The organism is Chitinophaga pinensis (genome assembly GCF_007896845.1).
In the GTDB taxonomy this organism is placed as follows: domain Bacteria; phylum Bacteroidota; class Bacteroidia; order Chitinophagales; family Chitinophagaceae; genus Chitinophaga; species Chitinophaga pinensis_C.
This window is the reverse complement of sequence record NZ_VOHS01000005.1, coordinates 186,231-207,617: the sequence shown is the minus strand read 5'-3', so window position 1 is coordinate 207,617 and position 21,387 is coordinate 186,231. Positions and strand designations below refer to the sequence as shown.

The window sequence follows — 21,387 nt, the reverse complement described above, 5'->3', positions numbered from 1 at the left end:
ATTTAAGAGGTGAAGAATATGAGGATAAAACAAATGTAACCAATGGCCACTGAAACAGGCCCGCAATGGATTAATTAAGATATGACATCAATTCCTCCATTTTTACTGTACCCTCAAAGCCTTTTACGAACTTTTGTTTTTTGTCATAGACAAACAGTCCGGGGAAGTAATGCAGATTATAGAAATACATGATCTGGCGGGTAGGCTCGCTGGCCATTATAATATTCGGGTAGTTTTTAATGTTGTAACTGTTATAATACTGTTTCATCTGTTCCGGCTGGAACGGCGTCAGCATCAGGATCCGTGTTTTCTTAAACTTGTCGATGTTCTGTAATACTTCCTGAGTCAGGTGCTTGCAATGGTCACAATCTACACTAAAAACAAAGACAAGCGTCTTTTCATTTTTCTTCAGACTATCTTTTGTATTAATTATATGTCCGTCAGGCAAAGTCACTTTATAGTTCGGTACTACGGGAAACTGCAGATAAGGTGGCTGGTCTGTTGGTCCGACAGCTGTTTTTGATTTGGTCTGCGTTTGCGCTTGTAATAAAAAAGGCAGGCAGCAGCATAAGATGGTCAGAAAACGCTTCATGTGTTAGTCTAATTTTGAACGCTTGAGTTTTGTATCAGACTAAAGGTATCGAATTTTGTAATAGCCCAAACTACCGCTAAGCGTCTCATAACCTTTATTTTGGACCCTTATTCTACTTAAATAAGCATCGTGGGGCTACCTTTGGTGGCAGGTATGGACATAGTTTCGATTTTTTTATAAAAAAATTACTAGATTACCCTTCCTTACACTATGTTTGCATTCCTAAAAAAAATAATAGGTAAGAAGAGGGTCTCTGTATAACACTAAAACAAATCAGGAAGCGATCAGTTCCATGAGGGATTTTGTCAGAATGACTTACTTTTGCAGTCCTAACGTATTTTTAACTTTATAAAATTTAGTATCCTTTTATGGCTACCACTGCAGATATCAGAACAGGATTGATTATAAAGCTGGATAACAGCTTATATTCTGTTGTAGAGTTTGGTCAGAACAAAACAGCCCGTGCCGCTGCTAAAGTATGGGCTAAACTGAAAGGCGTTGACAATAGCAGGTCTATTGAACACACCTGGAACTCAGGCGACACTATATTCCCTGTGCGTGTTGAGAAGAAGGCATTCCAGTTTTTATACCAGGATGACAGTGGTTACAACTTCATGGATAATGAGACTTTCGAACAGATCGCTTTACCAGAAGCAATGATCGATGCGCCTCAGTTCCTGAAAGAAGGCCAGGAAGTAGGTGTTTCTATCAACACCGAGACTGAACAACCAATGAGCGTTGAACTGCCTGACAAAATCGTCGTAAAAGTTACTTACTCCGAGCCAGGCCTGAAAGGTGATACAGCTACCCGTACGCTGAAACCAGCTACTGTTGAAACCGGCGCTACTGTAAACGTTCCGCTGTTCGTAAACGAAGGTGAACTGATCAGAGTAAACACCAAGAACGGTGAATACATCGAGAGAGTAAAAGAATAGTTTTAGTCCATATTATCTACTTACAAGCATTAACTAAACCAAAAACTGTCTACATGGATTTTAAACAGATTCAGGAGCTGGTAAAAATGGTCAATAAGTCCAATATCAGTGAACTGAGCATAGAGCAGGACAAGTTTAAGATTACAATAAAACAAAAAGATAACGAACAGCCGGTTTACGCTGTTCCCGCAGTAGCTGCTCCGGTTTATCAACCAGTACCACAGCAGGCACCTGTAGCTCAGGCAACAGCCGCAGCACCAGAAGCGCCTAAAGCTGAAGCGAAAGCTGATAACCTGGTGACTATCAAATCTCCAATGATCGGTACTTTCTACCGTAGCCCTGGTCCGGACAAGCCTTCTTTCGTTAATGTCGGCGATGACGTAACTTCAGGTAAAGTGGTTTGTATCATTGAAGCAATGAAACTCTTCAATGAAATTGAAAGTGAAGTGAGCGGTAAAATAGTAAAGGTACTGGTAGACGATGCTTCCCCTGTGGAGTACGATCAGCCTTTGTTTTTGGTAGAACCATAATTTAATTCTTTAAAAGGTTGGAATATTATGAGAAGGAAAACGAAATTTCCATGCCTCATAGTTTTCCAACCTTTTAGGTTTATTACTTTTCTTTAACCTATTGAAAAAACATGTTTAAGAAAATATTGATTGCCAATCGTGGAGAGATCGCCCTGCGTATCATTCGCACCTGTAAGGAAATGGGTATCAAAACGGTGGCTGTTTACTCTACGGCAGATAAAGATAGTCTGCATGTAAAGTTTGCAGATGAAGCGGTGTGTATAGGTAAACCACAGAGCAGCGAATCCTATCTGAATATACCTCACCTGATGGCGGCAGCAGAAATAACCAACGCTGATGCAATCCACCCAGGTTACGGTTTCCTCGCAGAAAATGCACGCTTTGCAGAAATCTGTGGCGAACACGGTATTAAATTTATCGGCCCGACTCCGGAGATGATCCGTAAAATGGGTGATAAAATGACTGCGAAAGAAACAATGATCGCAGCAGGCGTACCTGTAATCCCAGGTTCTGAAGGCCTCCTCCAGAGTCTGGAAGAAGCTAAGAAACTCTCCAAACAAATGGGCCTGCCTATCATCCTGAAAGCAACTGCTGGTGGTGGTGGTAAAGGTATGCGCGTAGTATGGAAAGATGAAGAGCTGGAGAACGCCTACAACATGGCTAAAAATGAAGCCCGCGCCTCTTTCAATAACGACGGTATCTACATGGAGAAATTCGTGGAAGAGCCTCGCCACATTGAAATTCAGGTAGCAGGTGACCAATATGGTAAAGTATGTCACCTCAGTGAGCGTGATTGCTCTATTCAGCGTCGTCACCAGAAACTGGTAGAAGAATCTCCTTCTCCTTTCATGACTCCTGAACTGCGTGAAAAGATGGGTGAAGCAGCTATCAAAGCAGCATCTGCTATCAATTACGAAAGTGTTGGTACCATCGAGTTTCTGGTAGATAAACACCGTAACTTCTACTTCATGGAAATGAACACCCGTATCCAGGTAGAACACGGCGTAACGGAAGAGGTAATCAATTTTGACCTGATCAAAGAACAGATCAAAATCGCTGCCGGTATTCCTATCTCCGGTAAGAACTATACACCGGAAATGCACGTAATCGAATGTCGTATCAACGCTGAAGATCCGTACAACGACTTCCGTCCATCTCCAGGTAAAATCACCACCCTGCATATTCCAGGTGGTCATGGTGTACGTGTGGATTCTCACATTTACGCTGGTTATGTGATTCCTCCGTATTATGATTCAATGGTGGCCAAACTGATCACTATTGCACAGACCCGTGAGGAAGCTATCAACACCATGGAGCGTGCATTGAGCGAATTTGTAATCGAAGGTGTGAAAACAACCATTCCTTTCCATCAGCAGCTGATGCGCGATGAGAACTTCCGTAAGGGTAACTTTACGACCAAATTCACAGAAACTTTCAAACTGGTATAAACTATCAGTGCGATATAAAGAAAGCCGGTATGTCTCAGACATACCGGCTTTTCTGTTTAAACAATCTGTACTGCTGCTATTTACATTTGTAAACGATCTTCATATTTGTTAAATCTGCATCAAGAAATGATACTGCTTTTCCCTTCGGATCATCCGGGAATTGCAGCGGAAGGCCATACTTGTTGTAAGTCACAGCTGTCTGGGTATTGTTTTCGCTGTAATTCCGGGTCAGTAACTGCCATACCTTATTCGTCTGCAGGAAATTGATCTTATTATCATAAGGACCATAATAAGTGGTATCTACCACCCAGCCTGTTGAACCCCAGCTGGACGCCAGTTTCTCAAGATTGTTGGCGCTGTTGTACAGGTATTTTTTCTTATACCAGCCGCTCCCATCTTCAAAGAAAGAATTCTCTTCGATAAGACGACCTTTCGCGTCATAGTTAAAATAAATCACAATAAGCAGTGGTGGCAGGAATGGATAGGGAATCGGATTGTCACCTATCGTACCATTGTTGTAAAGACTATCCATATAGGGTCTTTCCTGATTGTTATGATATTTAAACCGGTGCCACTCTCTGAAATCACCGCCATAGCCGCCATTCTCGTAGTGCAGTATCTGATCGGTCAGTCTTTGTTTTGCATCGTATCTGTAAGTTTCATTCTCGTTGCCGGTGGCCAGGTCAGAACGACTGCGCAATATCGGATTACCTGCTTTGTTATAGGTAAGCGTATTCACAACGTGTCCTTCCCACCAATAGTTATCACCTTCAAATGATTGTATCTGGCAAAGTGGGGCGCCACAATCGGGCGTAATGTCTGTTTTTCCACAGGCAGCAAGCAGACATAGGATTGCACCTGCGATCATCGCATGAAACGTAAAGTTGAGACGTGTTCTCATGAGGGAGTTTTTAGGGGGTAATAAATGAAATGTGCCTTTTAAACGAATAAAGCAGATCAGATTGCTTAAACAGCGGGTAGGTGGGGTATCGGGTTAAGAGTATATTGAAGGTAAGCAATACTTATAAAAACACAAAGCCCCGGGTAAATACCCGGGGCTAATCATACACCAAAACAATCTTACGGTTTTATCGCAAGAAAAGCAGCTCTCTGTACTTAGGAAGGCTCCATTGTTTATCATCTACAAGGAACTCCAGTTTATCCGCGTGATAACGGATAACATCAAAGTACGGCTTAATTTTATCACAATAATCTATAGCTTTTTGACGGCTGTCAGTAACTTTATTAGCTACTTTACGCGCTTCGATCATAGCCTGTACATTTTCACTGATAACATTAATGTGTTCAGCTATTTTAGAGGCGATCTGTGTTTGTGCTTTAACAGCGCTGTCACCGAGACCGATACCTTTCAAACCATTGATGTTGGTAATCAGGGTGTTCAGGTAGGTAATAGCAGAAGGCAGGATCGTGTTGGTAGCCAGATCTCCGATAACACGGGCTTCGATCTGTACTTTTTTCACGTAGTCCTCGAGCAGGATCTCATGACGTGCATGCAGTTCTTTCTCGTTGTAAATGCCTACTTCAGTGAACAGTTTAGTTGATTTTTCGGTAACGTATGCATCCAGTGCTTTAGGAGTGGTTTTTACGTTAGCAAGACCTCTCTTTTCAGCTTCTTTTTCCCACTCTTCGCTATATCCGTCACCCTCAAATAAAACTTTCTCCGAATCTACAATATATTTCCGAAGAGTTTGCATAATCGCAATCTCTTTTTTCTCGCCTTTTTCAATCAGGGCGTCCACTTCAACCTTAAAGGTAGCCAGTGTTTTAGCCACGATTGTGTTGAGAACAGTCATCGCAGAAGCACAGTTTGCAGAAGAACCTACCGCGCGGAACTCAAACTTGTTACCAGTGAAGGCAAAAGGAGAGGTACGGTTACGGTCAGTGTTGTCCAGCATCAGCTCTGGAATGTGACGGTGCAGATCCAGTTTCAGGATCGCTTCGTCCTGCTCGTCAAATTTGTTGTTTACACGGGTTTTAACTTCCTGCAGTACATCGTACAGGTATTTACCGGAGAACACAGAGATGATAGCCGGAGGCGCTTCGTTAGCACCCAGACGGAAGTCATTGCTTGGAGAAGCGATAGAAGCTCTCAGCAGGTCTGCGTAGTCATGAACCGCTTTGATAGTGTTTACAAAGAAGGTCAGGAACATCAGGTTGGTCTTCGGAGTTTTACCCGGAGCCAGCAGGTTCACACCAGTATCTGTAGCAAGGCTCCAGTTGTTGTGTTTACCTGAACCGTTTACGCCTGCAAATGGTTTCTCATGCAGTAACACTCTCAGTTTGTGACGTTTTCCAACTTTGGTCATCACGTCCATCAGCAGGGAGTTGTGGTCAACTGCGATGTTCACTTCTTCAAAGATAGGAGCACACTCGAACTGGGAAGGAGCTACCTCATTGTGACGGGTTCTCAACGGAATACCCAGTTTGTAGGACTCCATTTCGAAATCGCGCATGAAAGCATATGCACGCTCAGGGATAGAACCGAAGTAGTGGTCTTCCAGCTGCTGTCCTTTGGATGGCGCATGACCAACTACAGTACGGCCGCACATTACCAGGTCAGGACGGGCATTTGCCAGACTTTCATCTACCAGGAAGTATTCCTGCTCCCAACCCAGGGTAGCAGTAACTTTGGTTACATTTTTATCGAAATAGTTACATACGTCTACAGCCGCTTTGTCGATAGCAGAAAGTGCTTTCAGCAATGGCGCTTTGTAGTCCAGTGATTCACCGGTGTAAGCAACGAATATAGTAGGAATGCAAAGAGTTTTACCCTGACCCTGCTCCAGAATGAAAGGAGGTGAAGATGGATCCCATGCAGTGTAACCACGCGCTTCGAAAGTAGCACGCAGACCACCATTCGGGAAGCTGGAAGCATCTGGTTCCTGTTGAACAAGCGCATCGCCGTCAAAAGTTTCCAGAGCAGAACCATCACCTTTCAGGGTGAAGAATGAATCATGTTTTTCAGCAGTAGTACCTGTCAGCGGCTGGAACCAGTGTGTATAGTGAGTAACACCTTTTTTCATCGCCCATTGTTTCAGACCTGAAGCGATCTGCTCAGACATTTTACGATCGATCTTGGTGCCGGATTTAATAGAGTTCATTAAGCTCTTATAAGCCTCATCACTCAGATTCTCACGCACAACTTTTCCTGCGAAAACATTGCTGCCGAACACTTCGGTGATCTTTGTACCGTTGAGTTGCTCGGGCTTGATTTTTAAATCAACACCAGAAAGGCCTTCCAGTGCGGTGAAGCGTAACGATTGCATGCTGTAAATAATTTTATACAAAAGAACGGTCTTGCTATAACATAAGCAAGAATTTAGTGAATTTTAACTAAAAAATTACATTTATTGGTGAAAATCGTTAATTTTTCTGATTTTTAACTAAAAAACTTATAAGCGATCACTTAAAAACTGATATATTAAAAAAAATATAATTTGTCTCACCTGCAAGGTTGCCGCGTTGGACAATTTATATATTGTTTACCCCTTTCAAATAATGGTGAAAAACTGGCATAATTCTTTTAGTCTCAAATGACTGCAAGTTGTCAATAACCTTTGTCAATTGGCAGAAAAACCAGTACGTTTGTACTTCATTTCATCTATTCGCACTTATACAATTAGTTCCATGCAATCTAACGTAGAAACTACAGATAAGTTCTCCCAAACAACCGTCGAAACTGCTGAACAACTTGGTCTTACAGCAGACGAATTTGAGCGTATCAAAGGCCTGTTGGGCCGTACCCCCAATTTTACAGAACTGAGCATGTACTCAGTCATGTGGAGTGAACATTGCAGTTATAAGAATTCCATCGTATGGTTGAAATCCCTGCCCCGTGAAGGTGAGCGCCTGCTGGTAAAAGCCGGTGAGGAAAATGCCGGTCTGGTAGATATCGGCGATGGTTATGCCTGCGTATTCAAAATTGAATCCCATAACCACCCTTCAGCAATAGAACCCTTTCAGGGTGCCGCGACAGGGGTAGGTGGTATTCACCGTGACATCTTCACCATGGGTGCACGCCCCATTGCCGCGCTTAATTCCCTCCGTTTCGGTAACATCAATGACAAGAAAACACAACACCTTGTGAAAGGCGTTGTACACGGAATCGGCCACTATGGCAATTCTTTCGGTGTGCCAACTGTTGGCGGTGAAACATACTTTGAAGACTGTTACAATACCAATCCGCTTGTCAATGCAATGAGTGTTGGTGTGGTAAAAGTTGGTCAGACTGTTTCCGCAACTTCCTACGGTGCGGGCAATCCTGTGTTCATTGTCGGTTCTGCAACGGGTAAAGACGGTATCGGTGGCGCCTCCTTCGCCAGCGCTAACATCACCGAAGATAGTGTTGAAGATCTGCCATCCGTACAGGTAGGAGATCCTTTCCAGGAAAAGAAATTGCTGGAAGCCTGTCTTGAAATTATTCCTACAGGCGCACTCGTTGGTATGCAGGATATGGGCGCAGCCGGTATCACCTGCTCCACAGCCGAAATGAGCGCCAAAGGTGGTCACGGGATGGTTATCCAGCTCGATAAAGTACCCACCCGTCAGGAAAATATGAAGGCATGGGAAATACTGCTCAGCGAGAGTCAGGAAAGAATGCTTATTGTCGTACACAAAGGCCGGGAAGCCGATGTGCTGAAAATATTTGAGAAATGGGATCTGCACTGTGCGCAGATCGGTGAAGTGACTACGGATAAACAGCTGAAGTTCTATCTGAATGGTCATCTGGAAGCAGATCTTCCTGCAGACAGCCTCGTGTTGGGTGGCGGTGCCCCACAATACCACCGTGCCTATACAGAACCAACCTACTTCGAAAAAGTAAAGGCTTTTGATATTCATAAAATACCAGACACCCTGCATGCACGCTTCGCAGCAGAAAGACTGGTAAAACTACCTAACATCGCGTCTAAACGCTGGATATATAACCAGTATGATAGTATGGTAGGTACCGCTAATGCCAGCACGAATGCACCGAGTGATGCAGCTATCATCACGGTAAAAGGATCTAAAAAGGTCCTCGCACTCACAACAGATTGTAATAGCCGCTACGTGTATGCAGACCCGCATTTAGGTGGTCAGATCGCTGTTGCAGAAGCAGCCCGTAATATCGTGTGTAGCGGCGGTGAACCAGTAGCCATTACCAATTGTCTCAATTTCGGTAACCCTTACGACCCGGAAGTATACTACCAGTTCGTGTATGCGATCAAGGGAATGGGAGAGGCCTGCCGTAAATTCAATACCCCCGTTACCGGTGGTAACGTAAGCTTCTACAATCAGTCTCCTGACGGTGCTGTATACCCTACGCCGACCATCGGTATGCTCGGTATTCTGGATAATATCGATGATCGTATAACCCTCGACTTTAAAGAATCAGGTCACCTGATCTATTTAATAGGTCGTAGCCGTAATGATATCAGCAGTTCTGAATACCTGCATAAGCTGATTGGTATTGAGTTTAGTCCTGCTCCTCACTTCCATCTGGAAGAAGAACACCGCCTGCATCAGGCAATTGCAAAACTTAATAAAGCAGGTATCGTACAGTCATGCCACGATATCAGTGAAGGCGGTCTGTTTATCTCCCTGCTGGAAAGTGCAATGGCCTCAGGTTTAGGCTTCGATATTCACAGCAATCCTAACTTCCGTAATGATGCCTTCCTCTTCGGTGAAAGCCAGAGCCGCGCTATTGTTACTATCAGACCGGAAGACAAGGATAAATTCGATGCTGTTATGCATGGTGTGATAGACGCTACAGAACATTCAGTAAAAGCAGAGAAGCTGGGTGTAGTGAAAGGAGAACATATTATAATAGATAATGAAGACTGGGGTACTGTAGAAAGCTGGAAACAGCCTTATGATATAGCAATTGAGTCTCATTTATAGTAAAAAAGTTATACTTTAAATATTGAGAGGTACAACGTATATACCACATGGGTGTTATGTTGTACCTCTTAACATTTGTGAGCTGTCCATCATACACTTATAGCATATACGGCGTTATAGAATGCCCTACAGATAAGGTTTTTACACCTCTTCAAGTATTATTGTAATGTTAAATCCTTTTAACAAGTCATTAACAAAATCCCATCTTCGTGTGAATTTATATCACACTGCTTAGAGTACTTTTGATAAAGAGAAATGCGAATACATCGGGTCTGATAACAAAGACCAGTTCCAATATATTTTATCCCTGGAATCATGAGAGTGATTCCTGTCCTATGAGAGCCAATGCCAATTTTATCCCTGGAATTGAAAGAGTTCCAGCCTATGAAGTAAGAAGAATCATTTTATCCTGCGGAATCTAACACATTCCGACCTATGAAATCCAGTTATTTATCCTACGGAATCTAGCACATTCCGGTCCTATGAAATCGAGTTATTTTATCCTACGGAATCTAGCAAATTCCGATCCTATGAAATCGAGTTATTTTATCCTACGGAATCTAACACATTCCGATCCTATGAAAGCCAATTGAATCAATCCCCGGGATTAAAAGAATTCCGGCCTATGAAAGCCAATTATTCAGAACAATTAACATTCCTGGAGACGAAAGGATCCAGACCTATGAAAGCCAGTTTATTTATCCCAGGAACCTACGGGTTTCTAATTCTATGAAGACCAATTGTTCTGCCATGTCCTGATGAAAGCTAAGTGAAACTTACACCTAGTGAGAAAGAACGATTTGTTGTGAAGCCCCTCGTATTCAACGAGGGGTTTACTTTTTTCAGCTGTTTCCATTATAACGCAAATGTTATGCCATTCGTATAAAGGCAGTAAATAATTCAGGCCTGCAGGGTAAGAATTAACATTGGAGCCTATACGGTACTGCAAATCTTCATCTGATTATCTCCTCCAAAGAGCGTGTATCCGATATAGGTATAATCCCCCGAAGTACCCGTTATACCATGCATGCATTAGAAATCAAAGCGTTAGAGAGACATAGTATGTATTATGTGTACAAACGTGGAGATCTGCACTATAATGGCATCCGAAGTCAGGATGTATATATCTGTCAGAACCTGATTAATATTCAGTAATTAGTTATCAATAAGTTATAGCATCGACTGTATGTCTATACACAGATAAACAGTTAGATAGTTAATTATCAGGAACGTTATAGGGAGATAGGTATAAACATCTATATACTACATACTTCATAACGACGCATATACGATGCATCTCCTGAAAATAGGAACTATAGGTAACAGAATGTCCCATAAAAATGGATTTCCCGCCTCACTGAAATAAGTAGTCCTACGTAGTCTGTCCGTTCTCATTAACCGGTATCTCTTATCAGCAGGGCATTATACCGTAATTACATCGTTATGGCTACGTTCATTAACGTAGAGATGCGGGTGTAATAGCGGTATACCAACGGTACAATTAACGGGTGTCTCCATCAATACAACATTGACGGAATCTACCGGTTAGTTCAAATCTCTTTTTTTATCAGATATGCCGATTTTCTGGCCTGCTATGGAGGCTTAATATAGCCAGCAAGACGCGATTTTAGCACTGAGCTGTAAAAACAAAAAAGCCCGGATCATACAATCCGGGCTTTTTCTTTATGGAATCACTGACTATACCATCGGTATTTCAGCTACTTCGTATACTTTCTTGTCGAGTTTCTCTTTCGTCTCAGTGAACGCTTTCAGTGTCAGTTCGATATCCTCGTCGCTGTGTGCAGCTGTCGGGATCAGACGATAGATGATCTGTCCTTTTGGAATAACCGGATATACTACGATAGAACAGAAGATGTTGTAGTTCTCACGCAGATCCAGACACATTGCGGTCGCTTCCGGAATATCACCCTGCAGGTAAATCGGCGTCACAGGAGAGTTAGTTCTGCCGATGTTGAAACCACGATCACGGAGACCCTGTTGCAGTTTATTCACATTACTCCAGAGTTTCGCTTTCATCTCAGGATGTTTACGCATCAGTTCTACGCGTTTCAGATGTCCGATTACCAGTGGTAAAGGAATTGATTTTGCGAAGATCTGGGAACGCATGTTATAGCGCAGGAAGTTAATGATCGCTTTGTCACCGCTCATGAAAGCGCCGATAGAAGCACCAGATTTTGCGAAAGTGTTAAACAGCAGGTCAATTTTGTCCTGTACACCCTGTTCTTCACCTGTACCGGCACCGGTTTTACCCATTGTACCAAACCCGTGTGCGTCGTCTACCATGAGACGGAACTGATATCTTTCTTTTAATGCAACGATTTCTTTCAGTTTACCCTGATCACCCGCCATACCAAACACACCTTCAGTAACGACCAGTATACCGCCCGGGGTACCTTTGATCAGTTGCTCTGCACGTTGCAGCTGTTTTTCACAGTCAGCTATATCATTGTGTTTGAATACATAACGTTTACCCGGGTGCAGACGCAGACCATCGAGTATACTTGCATGACACTCAGCATCGTATACGATCACATCGTGACGGTTACAGATAGCATCGATAGCACTCATAATACCCTGATAACCATAGTTCAGCAGGGTAGTATCTTCTTTGCCCATGTAGTCGGATAATTCTTTTTCCAGCTTTTCGTGATAATTTGTGTTACCACTCATCATACGGGCACCCATTGGAGTGGCAAGTCCGTAATCGGCTGCTGCTTTTGCGTCAGTAGCACGTACCTCGGGATGGTTGGCAAGCCCCAGGTAGTTATTCAGGCTCCATATAACTTTCTCTTTACCCCTGAAATTCATACGGGGACCAATTTCACCTTCCAGCTTAGGGAACGCGAAGTAGCCATGAGCTCTGTCAGAGTGTTCGCCTATAGGGCCCATGTGCTTAAGCAGTTTCTCAAAAATATCCATATGTTAAATAATAATTAAGAGTGATCATTCGAAAACCCGCACAAAGGTATTAAAATATTAGTTTTTGTAAACTTGGGTTACCTTTGAAAATGTGAATAATAAATAATGTATTTAAGAATCATGAATTGTAAATTCTTGTCGTGTGTGTTGACTGCGACAACCCTGCTGGTTACACAATCTCTGAATGCTCAGAAAGCTACTTCTCCCAAACCCGGTTTTGCAACTGCATGGAGCAAACCGGCCGCTCCCAAAAATGTTACCCGTCCCAGACTGGTGGTGGGCATCGTGGTGGATCAGATGCGCTGGGACTATTTGTATCGTTATTCCAACCGCTATACTGATGGTGGGTTCAAGCGGCTGCTGAAGGATGGATTCTCCTGCGAAAATACGCTAATTAACTATACGCCGACTATTACGGCCTGTGGCCATACCTGCGTATATACCGGTTCCGTTCCTGCCGTGCATGGTATTGTCGGTAATGACTGGTACAACAGGGAGCTGAACAGGGATGTATATTGTGCGGAAGATTCTACGGTAAATACTGTAGGAAGCACTTCTGCCGCCGGTAAGATGAGTCCCCGCAACATGCAGGTGACCACCATCGGCGATGAACTGCGTCTGGCTACCAACTTTCAGAGCAAAGTAATAGGTGTGGCCATTAAAGACCGTGGCGCTATTCTGCCTGCCGGTCACAGCGCTACCGCCGCTTACTGGTATGATGGCAGCACCGGTAACTGGATCACCTCCACTTATTATATGAATCAGTTACCAGACTGGGCAACTGACTTCAACAGTATGAAATGGCCTGCCCGCTATCTGAGCCATCCATGGACTACTATGTATCCGATCGATACTTATACATTAAGTACTGCCGATAATAAATCTTACGAAGGTCCTTTCAAACAGGGTATCGCACCGGCTTTCCCACACGATCTGGGTGGTACAACCGGTAATCCTTTCAAATCCATCTCCTCCACGCCATATGGTAATACTATGACGCTGGAATTTGCTAAAAAAGCACTGGAAGCATACCAGTTGGGTAAAGGTAGTGTGACAGACATGCTGGCCATCAGCCTGTCCTCCACTGACTATGTAGGCCATCAGTTTGGTCCTAATTCCATCGAAATTGAAGATACTTACCTGCGTCTGGATAAAGACCTGTCTGAATTCTTCAAATACCTCGATGCCAAAGTAGGTAAAGGACAGTATCTATTCTTCATTACTGCGGATCACGGCGTTGCACATGTACCGGGCTTCATGCAGGAAAATAAACTGCCGGGTGGCAGCTGGAGTGAAGGAAAAGCCGTGAATGAACTGAACAGACTGGCGAAAGAACAGTTTGGTCTGGAAAAAGCAATTCAGGGCGCCAGCAACTATCAGCTGTATCTGAATCACGACGCTATCACCAAAGCAGGTAAATCTGCTGTGGAAGTACGTGATTTCCTGATCAATACTTTACTGAAAGATCCTGCTGTCAGCAATGCTTTCCCTTTACAGGAACTGATGACCACCACTTTGCCGGAACCAATGCGTACCATGATGGCAAATGGCTTTAACAGAAAACGTAGTGGTGACATTCAGTTTGCTCTGCAGCCGGGATTCATCGATGGCGGTAAAACAGGTACTACCCATGGTTTATGGTATCCTTATGATGCACATATTCCTCTGGTATGGATGGGATGGGGTATCACTCCGGGCAAAAGCAACCGTACAGTGGGTATGACAGATATTACGCCGACCATCGCTGCAAAACTGCACATACAAATGCCCAACGGTAACGTAGGACATGTAATAGAAGAAGTTGCGAGATAAGCGCAGCATTCCGGATAATAGCTCATTTCAGATCGCGGAATTTAACAAGTTCTTGTTATATTCATTCCGCGATCTGAAATCGCTAATCCGATAACAATGGTTTTCGAACATATCCTGTATAATGTAAGCGGACGTGTAGCCACGATCACGCTTAACCGTCCTGAAAAACGCAATGCGCTTAATGGCGCTACAGTAGGAGAGTTACGTACAGCCTTCAATCAGGCTGAGACAGATCCCGAAGTGAAAGTAATTATCCTGAAAGGTGCCGGTGAAGCTTTCTGCGCCGGAGCAGACCTGGAATATCTCCAACAACTCCAACGTAATACCAGAGAAGAAAATCTTGCCGATTCAAAAGAACTGATGCAACTCATGCAGCAGATCTATTATCATAATAAAATAGTTATCGCCCAGGTAGAAGGACATGCTATTGCTGGTGGCTGCGGACTCGTAACGATCTGCGACCTGAGTTATGCCGTACCGGAAGCCAGATTGGGATATACAGAGGTGAAAATCGGTTTTATTCCGGCACTGGTATCCGTATTTCTTGTCAGGAAAATAGGAGAGGGGCGTGCCCGCGACCTGCTGCTCACAGGCAGATTGATCACCGCCGAAAAGGCTGAATATTATGGTTTGCTGAATGAAGTGGTACCGGCCGACCGTATAGCAGCCCATGTGGCAAAAGTTGCAGAAGATCTCTGTACCGGCACTTCTGCCAATTCGCTTAAAGTGACCAAAAAACTGATTACCTCTGTCTTTGATCAGCCGATAGAAAATGCATTGCTGAACGCTGCCGAAATGAATGCAGCAACCAGAGAACATGCTGATTGCCAAAGAGGTATAAATGCTTTTCTGGCGAAGGAAAAGATGGTCTGGTAATCCGGTATGATTTTTTCATTTAAACCTATAAAGCCACGCATAATTATCCCTGTACAACAGCAACGTTATGCAGAGGCGACATCCGGCCTCAGCTTTTAAAATAATGCGGATGAAATTATTACTGTCATGCAAAAAGCTCTTTTAACACTTGTATGTTGTGTGCTGCTCTCCGGTAGCCTGCTCGCGCAGCGATTGGTGTCAGACGCGAAAATTGTTTACCGGATCGAAACACCACCACAAACCGATGCCTCCTTCGAAGGCGGTACTTTAACCCAGTATATGAAAGGACACCTCAGCAGGGTGGACCTTGATTTCAAAATGGTGCACTACAGCTATCTTATCAACAGCAAAGAAGAATCAGTGGTAACATTGATCGACAATCACGGAGATAAGTACCTGATCCGCGCCGGAAAAGAAGAATATGCAAAAGAACTGAAAGAATATCTTCAGGTGCAGTTCAAAGATGCCGGTGAAACCAAACAGATTGCAGGTTACACCTGTAAGAAAGCGATCGGAAAAATGTCGGATGGCCAGACCTTTGAAGTGTATTATACACCAGACCTGATGCCGGAAAACAAGCAGTATAACCGCCGCTTTGTCAATCTGAAAGGATTGCCCCTGCAATTTGAGATTATCAACAAAAATGGTTCACGTATGCACGTGATAGCGACCAAGGTTGATCTCTACGCCGTACCGGGTTCTTTCTTCGATGTACCGAAAACAGGGTATAAAGAAATCAGCAGGGAAGAACTGTTAAGAATGGGAAGTTGATGATAACGGAGTAATCCGGCAATAATAAAAAAGAGAAAGGTCCTGTATTATACAGGACCTTTCTCTTTTTATGCAAATGCAAAGTAGACGGTGATTAGTTCTTCCTGAACGGCAGCACAATGTGCAGTTGATGGAAGGTGTTGGTAGTAGGCTGCTGAATCTGTGCCGCATATGGCAATACATATGTCACATTCCCCTTCTTGATAGTCATTACTGACTTGAAGTTGTATGAATTATTATCAGACAGCTTGAAGTTGGAATTCATCGCTCCATTAAAACGAAATCCTGCGTCCAGACTCAGGTTGGTCTTTCCTGACAGACCTGCCAGGGAGATTTTATTTTCGTTCTTCTTTATCTTGTCTTTATTATCGGAAGTTAAATTATCGTTGGCTTTAGCAGTTAACCCGCTGATTACCAGGAGCCCTGCCAATAAGAAAGACAATGAAAAGGTCTGCAATATGTTAGTTTTCTGTTTCATTGTATCACAAATGTACAAACTTTTCTATATATTATATAACAAATCCTTAACGAAGATACATAAAATTCCTAAAGTAATGTTAAATATTTTTAACAAGCAGCCGTAAACCGGCTCATAACCTGCCGATTCAAAAAATACTTATATTTACATTAATGAATCAAGACTTTCCATTTTTAAACGACGATTTTGAGGAGTTAAAAGACTTGTTGCAGCAGTTTGAAAACCTGAAAGCAGGCACGTCTCACTCCTTTCTCGACGAGGATTCTTTCGAACTGATCATAGACTATTATGATGAGCATGATGAACTTCCTAATGCCATGCAGGCCGCTGAAATGGCAATAGAGCAGTTTCCCTATTCTTCTACTCTCTTACTGAAAAAGGCTAATCTACTTATAGAATCGAAGAAATACCAGGAGGCGATGGATCTGCTGGAAAAAGCTTCTATACTGGATAGTACAGATATCAATCTGTACATCCTTCAGACTGATGTATATCTTGCGATGAACCAGCACGAAAAGGCTGCCGCCCTGCTGGAAGAACAGATAGCAATATTCGAAGGAGACGATAAGACGGAACTGCTGCTCGAACTGGCAGATGTGTATGATGATTGCGAAGAGTTCGAAAAGGTTTTCGACTGCCTCAGACTGGCACTTGAACACGCTCCCAATAACGAAGAGGCTTTGCACAAGATCTGTTTCTGGACGGAATTCACCGGCCGGAACGAAGAAAGCATCCGCCTGCATACCAATATCATCAATGAGCACCCTTATAATCAGCTGGCCTGGTTTAACCTCGGTACAGCCTATCAGGGACTCAAATTGTACGAAAAGGCCATTGATGCATACCAGTACGCAATCGTTATCGATGAAAAATTCGATTATGCCTATCGTAATATGGGCGATGCCTACATCCGCTTACGCAAATATGCCGAAGCAATCGATGTGCTGAAAAAACACCTCGAAATTGCGAAACCGGAGGATGTGATCTATGAGGCTATCGGCCATTGTTACGAACGCCAGCGTAAATACACACAGGCCCGCTATTACTACCGTAAAGCGTCCCACCTCAGTCCGGGCGATGACAAGCTGTATTACAAGATCGGTATCGCTTACATGACAGAGGCAAACTGGGAAAATGCCATCAAGTCTATCATGAGCGCTATCAAAATCAATAAGAACAGCGCCGAATACCTCATCGCACTCGGTCAGTGTTATATTGAACTGGAAAAGAACAAAGAAGGCCTGATCCACCTGCTGGCCGCTGTACGTATCCGCCCTTCCAGTATTACCACCTGGCAGGAGTTTATCCGCGGACTCTACATTTCCGGTTTCTATGACGAAGCCCTGATCCAGCTGGATGCAGCTATTCAGAAAGTGGGTCATAAACCTGTATTGCAGTACTATCTCGCAGGTATCATGTTCGCCACCGGCAAATCCAAAGAGGGGATGCTGCAGCTGGAAACAGCCCTGCAGATGAATGCAAAACATGTGAAGAAACTGATCGAACTGGACCCTACTTTACTGCAACATCCCGGTATTGTAGAACTCGTTACGAGGTACAAAAAGAGCAAAAAAACTAAGTAATCTGACTATAGTCCGGAACACCCGTTCCGTAAATGCGTAATATTATGTGCTGTAATTTAGCATCATATATTACGCATTTTTCGTTTTAATATATTGATACACACATTGTTATGAGATATGAAATTTTATTTCCAATAAAAACCTTTATTTGAGAGTCTTTAACCGGAATGTGTTAATTTTGCGCCGGTTAAATAAAGATGGGCAGCTCCCTATTCCGGAAAACCAGTGAAGTATAGTTGTTTGATTTACAAACAATCATGACGATAAAAAAACGTTCAAATGAATTTTAATCTGACACAAATTCCCGATCGGACAAAGAAACCTCGCAATCATGGTCTGACCATGGTGATGGATAAAGGGCTAAGTTTGGAAGAAGCCAAGAATTTTTTATCGGTAGCGTCTCCTCACGTAGATATCCTGAAACTGGGTTTTGGAACGTCGTTCGTTACACCTAACCTGCGCCAGAAAATAGAATTATACCAATCAGCCAATATCCCCGTATACTTCGGAGGTACTTTATTCGAGGCATTTCTGATCCGTAATCAGTTTGATGATTTTGTGAATGTGATCAAAGACTACGGTATTAAACATATTGAAGTTTCCGACGGCTCTATCACCATCCCGCATGCTGAAAAATGCGGCTACATTGAGAAGCTGGCTAAAATAGCGACCGTATTGAGCGAAGTAGGTTCCAAAGATGCAGAACACATCATTCCTCCTTATAAATGGATCGAACTGATGAGTGCAGAATTAGGTGCCGGCGCTACTTATGTGATCGCAGAAGCACGTGAAAGCGGTAACGTAGGTATCTATCGTGGTACCGGTGAAGTACGTGAAGGACTGGTACAGGAAATCCTGACCAAAATCCCGTCCGAAAAAATTATCTGGGAAGCTCCGCAGAAAGCACAACAGCTGTATTTCCTGGAACTGATCGGCTGTAATGTGAACCTCGGTAACCTGGCTCCACATGAAGTGATCTCTCTGGAAGCAATGCGTATCGGCCTGAGAGGAGATACTTTCCACCTGTTCCTGAATCAATAAAGCTTTATAAGATACCTATGAAGGTGTATGGTCTTATTGGATATCCGCTGAGTCACTCATTCTCGAAAGGCTTTTTCGCTGAGAAGTTTGCACGCGAAGGCATTAAAGAATGCATCTATGATAGTTTCCCGATCCCAACCATCGGAGAATTACCTGCTTTACTGACACAACAGCCGGAATTGCAGGGACTCAATGTGACCATCCCTTATAAGGAAGTTGTAATACCATATCTTGATGAATTAAGTCCTGCTGCCGCTAAAATGAAGGCAGTGAACTGCATCCGTTTCAAAGATGGTCGTAAGATAGGTTACAACACAGACGCCATCGGTTTCAGCAGGTCACTCGAACCCTTACTTCAACCACATCATAATAAAGCATTGATATTGGGTACCGGCGGTGCAGCAAAAGCTGTACAGTTCGTACTCGAAAGTCTCAACATACCGTATCAGCTGGTCAGCCGTCAGGCATCTGCAGAAACAATCAGTTATGAACAGCTGGATGCCGCTACGATGGCTTCACACACGCTGATTGTCAACACCACACCACTGGGAATGTATCCTAATGTGGAAGCAGCACCTGCCATCCCATACGAATTGCTGACAGCGCATCACCTGCTGTATGATCTGATCTATAATCCTGCGGTTACCGCTTTTTTGCAACACGGTGCTGACAAGGGAGCTACTATTAAAAATGGGCATGAAATGCTGATCCTGCAGGCGGAAGCCAGCTGGGAAATCTGGAACGAACAATAAACAGACATAAAAAAGAAAGAGGCGGTCAATCACCGCCTCTTTCTTTTTTATGTCTGTTTATAATCAGATCTGATAACGTATCTATTGTGCCTTTATCATATAATAAACACACGTCGTAAAGAAATTCCTCACAAACGGTACAGCCGCTACCGGCCCCCATTGCAGTCTGGGTTTCAGACCAAATTTGTATTTGTAGATCGGATTGATCAGATAGAACTGCTTCTTCGTGATATTATATCCCTGCTGTTTTACGATCCGCTCAAAGCGCTCAATGGAAATACCGGTTTCCTTGATCTCCATCAGTTCGGCAATAATATTAGGTGGTTCCCCAAAGGCACGTAAAACCCCTCTGTAGAGCGGGTTAGGAAGCAGATGTATATAAGGCATCACATTCAGTACCTTGCTTACGCAGGTCTGCTGATGACCACCATGTGGCATATACCAGGGCGGAAAACCAAAATATACCTGTCCGCGGGGAGTAAGCAGGTTCTTGAGATAGCCAATGATCTTCGCCTGATCAGGAATATGTTCGATCGCATCTTTCAGAATGATAAGATCAAAAGAATGTTTGAACTCACCCAGAAAATCAACATCATAGATATTTTTGTTGATCAGCTGCAGGTTGCCCGCATCTACATATTCTTTCAGATAATCATGCGCCAGCGCGATCTTGTCATCCGACAGATCCACACCCACACAATGACAACCTCTTTCCAGGAAAGGTATCAATACGCCTCCTTCACCACAGCCTATTTCCATTATCCGGAGATCAGGTGTTACCGGCATGGCTGCATCGATAAAAGGCAGCACATAGTGAATGGAATTATCCACCTGTTGCTGGTATCTGACATTCGCGTTGCTGTGTTGTACTAAAGACATATTATGAAAATTGCGTGAAAATACTGAAAAAGCGCATATTTTCTACGCTTGCACTGTTTCATCCGTTGAACGCTGCATCCTGTGTTTCTATTATCTTTGCGGGATGAATCAGACTGCTGAAAAAAATATTTACGAAGAAGGACAGGTGGTATTGATCAACAAGCCTTTGAAATGGACGTCTTTCGATATCGTAAGAAAGATCAGAAATACGACAAAAGCCAAGACTGGTCACGCAGGTACACTCGATCCGCTGGCAACTGGTCTGCTGATCTGTTGTACAGGTAAAATGACAAAAAAGATCAACGAGTACCAGGCACAGGAAAAAGAGTATACCGGCACTTTCACGATAGGTGCAACAACGCCTACGTACGATCTGGAATCTGAACCAACAGATTTTAAACCACTGGACAGTATTACAGAACAACTGATACATGATACGACAAAACAGTTCCTTGGTGAATTGCAGCAGCTGCCACCGATTCACTCCGCTATCAAGCAGAATGGTAAACCCATCTATGAATTGGCAAGAAAAGGAGTGGAGGTAAAAGTAGAACCCCGTACCATCGTTATCAAAGAATTTGAAATTACAGCTATTGCATTGCCGGTAATTAATTTCCGCGTAGTATGCAGTACTGGTACTTATATTCGTTCGCTTGCCAATGATTTCGGTGCAGCGCTGGGCGTAGGTGGTTATATGAGCAGTCTTTGCAGAACGAGAATCGGTCAGTTTAAGCTGGAAGATGCCTGGGAGATAGAAAAATTTGTAGAAGAACTGGGCGGTACATTTAAACCGAAAGTTTAACAGGACAATAGTGTATTAGTACGTATAAAAAAGCCTGATCGTCTGAT

The 21,387-nt window shown here is 43.5% G+C and carries 17 protein-coding genes; 11 read left to right on the top strand and 6 right to left on the bottom strand.

Annotated features, from left to right (window positions below):
• Positions 1-70: 70 nt before the first annotated feature.
• On the bottom strand, positions 71-592 hold the full coding sequence (locus FEF09_RS07255) for a peroxiredoxin family protein (RefSeq protein ID WP_146304497.1): 522 nt from the start codon (positions 590-592) through the stop codon (positions 71-73).
• 368 nt (positions 593-960) lie between these two features.
• On the opposite strand from FEF09_RS07255, the gene efp reads away from it, so the two are divergent.
• From efp to accC, 3 genes are all read left to right on the top strand, one after another.
• Positions 961-1,527 carry an elongation factor P gene (gene efp, locus FEF09_RS07250; protein ID WP_146304496.1) on the top strand — a complete coding sequence of 189 codons (567 nt, stop codon included), beginning with the start codon at positions 961-963 and terminating at the stop codon, positions 1,525-1,527.
• Between the two features lie 53 nt (positions 1,528-1,580).
• On the top strand, positions 1,581-2,057 hold the full coding sequence (gene accB, locus FEF09_RS07245; protein ID WP_146304495.1) for an acetyl-CoA carboxylase biotin carboxyl carrier protein: 477 nt from the start codon (positions 1,581-1,583) through the stop codon (positions 2,055-2,057).
• Between the two features lie 110 nt (positions 2,058-2,167).
• Positions 2,168-3,505: an acetyl-CoA carboxylase biotin carboxylase subunit gene (accC, locus tag FEF09_RS07240; RefSeq protein ID WP_012789332.1), complete on the top strand. Its 1,338-nt coding sequence runs from the start codon at positions 2,168-2,170 to the stop codon at positions 3,503-3,505.
• Positions 3,506-3,581: 76 nt separating this feature from the next.
• Here the strand turns inward: accC and FEF09_RS07235 are convergent, their stop codons facing one another.
• Together FEF09_RS07235 and FEF09_RS07230 are read right to left on the bottom strand one after the other, a co-directional pair.
• Complete coding sequence (locus FEF09_RS07235; protein WP_146304494.1) at positions 3,582-4,406, bottom strand: hypothetical protein; 825 nt, start codon at positions 4,404-4,406, stop codon at positions 3,582-3,584.
• Positions 4,407-4,593: 187 nt separating this feature from the next.
• A complete protein-coding gene (locus tag FEF09_RS07230; protein ID WP_012789334.1) occupies positions 4,594-6,792 on the bottom strand; it encodes a glutamine synthetase III in 2,199 nt (732 codons plus the stop codon).
• Positions 6,793-7,153: 361 nt separating this feature from the next.
• On the opposite strand from FEF09_RS07230, the gene purL reads away from it, so the two are divergent.
• The gene (gene purL, locus FEF09_RS07225) at positions 7,154-9,406 is read left to right on the top strand and encodes a phosphoribosylformylglycinamidine synthase subunit PurL (protein ID WP_146304493.1); all 2,253 of its coding nucleotides are present in this window, start codon (positions 7,154-7,156) and stop codon (positions 9,404-9,406) included.
• Between the two features lie 1,698 nt (positions 9,407-11,104).
• Here purL and FEF09_RS07220 read toward each other — a convergent pair.
• A complete protein-coding gene (locus FEF09_RS07220; protein WP_261387383.1) occupies positions 11,105-12,316 on the bottom strand; it encodes an aminotransferase class I/II-fold pyridoxal phosphate-dependent enzyme in 1,212 nt (403 codons plus the stop codon).
• 174 nt (positions 12,317-12,490) lie between these two features.
• On the opposite strand from FEF09_RS07220, the gene pafA reads away from it, so the two are divergent.
• The 3 genes from pafA (at position 12,491) to FEF09_RS07205 (ending at position 15,805) form a co-directional block, all read left to right on the top strand.
• Positions 12,491-14,158, top strand: coding sequence for an alkaline phosphatase PafA (pafA, locus tag FEF09_RS07215; RefSeq protein WP_261387382.1), 1,668 nt, complete (start codon positions 12,491-12,493; stop codon positions 14,156-14,158).
• Between the two features lie 96 nt (positions 14,159-14,254).
• The gene (locus FEF09_RS07210) at positions 14,255-15,034 is read left to right on the top strand and encodes an enoyl-CoA hydratase/isomerase family protein (RefSeq protein WP_146304490.1); all 780 of its coding nucleotides are present in this window, start codon (positions 14,255-14,257) and stop codon (positions 15,032-15,034) included.
• Between the two features lie 126 nt (positions 15,035-15,160).
• Complete coding sequence (locus FEF09_RS07205; protein WP_146304489.1) at positions 15,161-15,805, top strand: hypothetical protein; 645 nt, start codon at positions 15,161-15,163, stop codon at positions 15,803-15,805.
• 94 nt (positions 15,806-15,899) lie between these two features.
• Here FEF09_RS07205 and FEF09_RS07200 read toward each other — a convergent pair whose 3' ends face one another.
• Complete coding sequence (locus FEF09_RS07200) at positions 15,900-16,283, bottom strand: hypothetical protein (RefSeq protein WP_146304488.1); 384 nt, start codon at positions 16,281-16,283, stop codon at positions 15,900-15,902.
• Between the two features lie 152 nt (positions 16,284-16,435).
• Between FEF09_RS07200 and FEF09_RS07195 the strand changes: the two genes are divergently transcribed.
• The 3 genes from FEF09_RS07195 (at position 16,436) to FEF09_RS07185 (ending at position 19,659) form a co-directional block, all read left to right on the top strand.
• Positions 16,436-17,866, top strand: coding sequence for a tetratricopeptide repeat protein (locus FEF09_RS07195; protein WP_146304487.1), 1,431 nt, complete (start codon positions 16,436-16,438; stop codon positions 17,864-17,866).
• A 279-nt stretch (positions 17,867-18,145) separates the two neighbouring features.
• Complete coding sequence (locus FEF09_RS07190; protein WP_146304486.1) at positions 18,146-18,907, top strand: phosphosulfolactate synthase; 762 nt, start codon at positions 18,146-18,148, stop codon at positions 18,905-18,907.
• 17 nt (positions 18,908-18,924) lie between these two features.
• Positions 18,925-19,659 carry a shikimate dehydrogenase family protein gene (locus FEF09_RS07185; protein WP_146304485.1) on the top strand — a complete coding sequence of 245 codons (735 nt, stop codon included), beginning with the start codon at positions 18,925-18,927 and terminating at the stop codon, positions 19,657-19,659.
• 81 nt (positions 19,660-19,740) lie between these two features.
• Here FEF09_RS07185 and FEF09_RS07180 read toward each other — a convergent pair whose 3' ends face one another.
• Positions 19,741-20,538, bottom strand: coding sequence for a class I SAM-dependent methyltransferase (locus FEF09_RS07180; RefSeq protein ID WP_146304484.1), 798 nt, complete (start codon positions 20,536-20,538; stop codon positions 19,741-19,743).
• A gap of 103 nt (positions 20,539-20,641) precedes the next feature.
• Here FEF09_RS07180 and truB point away from each other — a divergent pair, with 103 nt between their 5' ends.
• On the top strand, positions 20,642-21,340 hold the full coding sequence (truB, locus tag FEF09_RS07175) for a tRNA pseudouridine(55) synthase TruB (protein WP_146304483.1): 699 nt from the start codon (positions 20,642-20,644) through the stop codon (positions 21,338-21,340).
• Positions 21,341-21,387: the final 47 nt, after the last annotated feature.